Annotated in this window: 2 protein-coding genes; both read left to right on the forward strand. The window is 66.5% G+C overall.

The annotated features are described in order from the left end of the window. Positions 1 to 351: 351 nt before the first annotated feature. The gene (guaB, locus tag WBQ44_RS02985; RefSeq protein ID WP_495565253.1) at positions 352 to 1875 is read left to right on the forward strand and encodes an IMP dehydrogenase; all 1524 of its coding nucleotides are present in this window, start codon (positions 352 to 354) and stop codon (positions 1873 to 1875) included. A gap of 53 nt (positions 1876 to 1928) precedes the next feature. Next, a partial coding sequence (locus tag WBQ44_RS02990; RefSeq protein WP_495565254.1) for a GuaB3 family IMP dehydrogenase-related protein occupies positions 1929 to 2740 on the forward strand: 812 nt, incomplete at its 3' end.

Raw genomic sequence — 2740 nt, forward strand, 5'->3', positions numbered from 1 at the left:
GAGAGCGGCCGAAGGGTCGGCGGGGTCACCGGCGAAGGGGTCCGGCGGTAGACCTGGAGGCAATTGATCGCGCACGCCTCCACGGTACGCAGGATTGGTGGGTATGCGCCAGCCGTTCGCACCCCGACCCGCCCTCGCATCGCCTTCGGGCCGACCTCCGGCTGCTGCGGCCGGTGCTTCGCAGTGCGCGTTCACGCCGGATGTTCCGAGCCGATACCATGGTGCGAGGCGGCGCGGCCGAGCACGCGGCCCGTCCACGTTCTCCATCCGTTCTCTACCACGCCTCACGCCGGCGCACCCAGAGTGCGCTCGCGGCGAGGCATCCGAGGCTCTAGGGAGGGCCAGATCCACATGAGTAGTTCCGGAGCCCACGTCCGTACCGGTGGTGACGATCCGAACAAGGTCGCCATGCTCGGTTTGACCTTCGACGACGTTCTTTTGCTGCCCGCGGCCTCGGATCTCATCCCGAGTGCGGTAGACACCTCCAGCCGGATCACCCGCGAAATCACGCTGCGCGTTCCCCTCGTCAGTTCTGCAATGGACACCGTCACCGAAGCTCGCATGGCCATTGCGATGGCGCGCGCGGGCGGCATGGGCGTACTGCATCGCAACCTGTCACTGCAGGACCAGGCGTCCCAGGTCGAAACCGTGAAGCGATCCGAAGCAGGCATGGTGACCGACCCGGTCACATGCAAGCCGACGGACACCCTCGCCGAGGTCGACGCGATGTGCGCGCGCTTCCGGATTTCGGGTCTACCCGTCACCGACGAGACTGGTGCGCTCGTCGGCATCATCACCAACCGTGACATGCGCTTCGAGGTCGACCAGAATCGCCGCGTCGCCGAAGTCATGACGAAGGCTCCGCTCATCACCGCACGCGAAGGCGTCACGGCCGAGGCCGCGCTGGGCCTGCTTCGCCGCCACAAGATCGAGAAGCTGCCGATCGTCGACGGACAGGGCGCGCTCACCGGGCTCATCACCGTCAAGGACTTCGTCAAGACCGAACAGCACCCCTACGCCACGAAGGACCGCGACGGTCGGCTTCTCGTCGGCGCTGCAGTCGGCGTCGGGCAGGACGCATGGTCGCGCTCCATGGCGCTCACCGATGCAGGCGTGGACGTTCTCATCGTCGACACCGCGCACGGACACAACTCTCAGGTTCTCGAGATGGTCAGCAAGCTGAAGGCCGAAGTGGGGGACCGCGTACAGGTCGTAGGCGGTAACGTCGCCACCCGCGCGGGCGCACTCGCACTCGTCGAGGCCGGCGCCGACGCAGTCAAGGTCGGTGTCGGGCCCGGCTCGATCTGCACCACGCGTGTCGTCGCCGGCGTCGGAGCCCCGCAGATCACCGCGATTCTCGAAGCCGTTGCAGCATGCAAGCCCCACGGCGTTCCCGTCATCGCGGACGGCGGTATGCAGTTCTCCGGTGACATCGCCAAGGCACTCGCTGCCGGTGCATCGACGGCGATGCTGGGGTCCCTGCTCGCCGGCACTGCCGAGTCGCCCGGTGAGCTGATTCTGGTGGGCGGCAAGCAGTTCAAGAGCTACCGCGGGATGGGTTCGCTCGGCGCGATGCAGGGACGCGGTGCCACCAAGTCCTTCTCCAAGGATCGCTACTTCCAGGACGACGTTCTGGCCGAGGACAAGTTGGTGCCCGAGGGCATCGAAGGTCGGGTTCCGTATCGCGGCCCGCTCTCGCAGGTCATCCATCAGTTGACCGGTGGACTCCGCGCCGCAATGGGCTACACCGGGTCCAACTCGATCTCCGAGCTGCAGGAAGCGCAGTTCGTACAGATCACCGCGGCCGGTCTGAAGGAGAGCCATCCGCACGACGTCACGATGACCGCGGAAGCACCCAACTACACCTCGCGCTGACCTCGTTTCCGGTTACGCAACAACACGATCCAAGACACGAGAAAGGGGCGCGCGTGCGCGACCTCGTTGAAATCGGCATGGGCAGAGAAGCTCGCCGCACCTACCAGCTCGACGACATCGATATCGTGCCGTCGCGCCGTACGCGGTCGTCGAAGGAGGTCTCGACGGCCTGGCAACTCGACGCCTATCGGTTCGACATTCCGGTCCTCGCCCATCCGACGGACGCGCTCGTGTCCCCGGAATTCGCGATCGAGCTGGGCAAGCAGGGTGGACTCGGCGTCATCAACGGTGAAGGCCTGTGGGCTCGTCACCCCGATGTGCAGTCGAAGATCGACGAACTCGTCGCCATTGCGGAGAACGACTTCGATGCGGATGCGCCCGTCGCCTTCCTTCAGAAGCTGCACGCTGCGCCGCTGCAGCCGGATCTGCTCGCCGCCGCGGTTGCGCAGGTTCGTGCGTCGGGCGTCACGGTTGCCGTGCGGGTGAGCCCGCAGAGTGCGAAGAGTCTCACGCCTGCTCTCGTCGCCGCGGGCATCGACCTCCTGGTCATCCAAGGCACCATCATCTCCGCCGAACACGTGGCGCACGGGGACGAGGAGCCGCTCAACCTCAAGACGTTCATCGCTGACCTCGACGTGCCGGTCATCGCGGGCGGCGTCAGCGATCACCGCACCGCGCTGCATCTGATGCGTACCGGGGCCGCCGGTGTCATCGTTGGCTACGGTTCGGTCGAAGGCGGCACGACGACGGGCGAGGTGCTGGGGATCGGCGTACCGATGGCCACGGCGATCGCCGATGCAGCTGCCGCCCGCCGCGACTACATGGACGAGACCGGTGGCCGCTACGTGCACGTCATCGCCGACGG

This window comes from Rhodococcus sp. (in: high G+C Gram-positive bacteria) (assembly GCF_049591685.1).
In the GTDB taxonomy this organism is placed as follows: domain Bacteria; phylum Actinomycetota; class Actinomycetes; order Mycobacteriales; family Mycobacteriaceae; genus Rhodococcoides.

Excerpts from the sequence above, each read along its gene's own strand:
- guaB (WP_495565253.1), top strand. The coding sequence starts at position 352 with ATGAGTAGTTCCGGAGCCCACGTCCGTACCGGTGGTGACGATCCGAAC.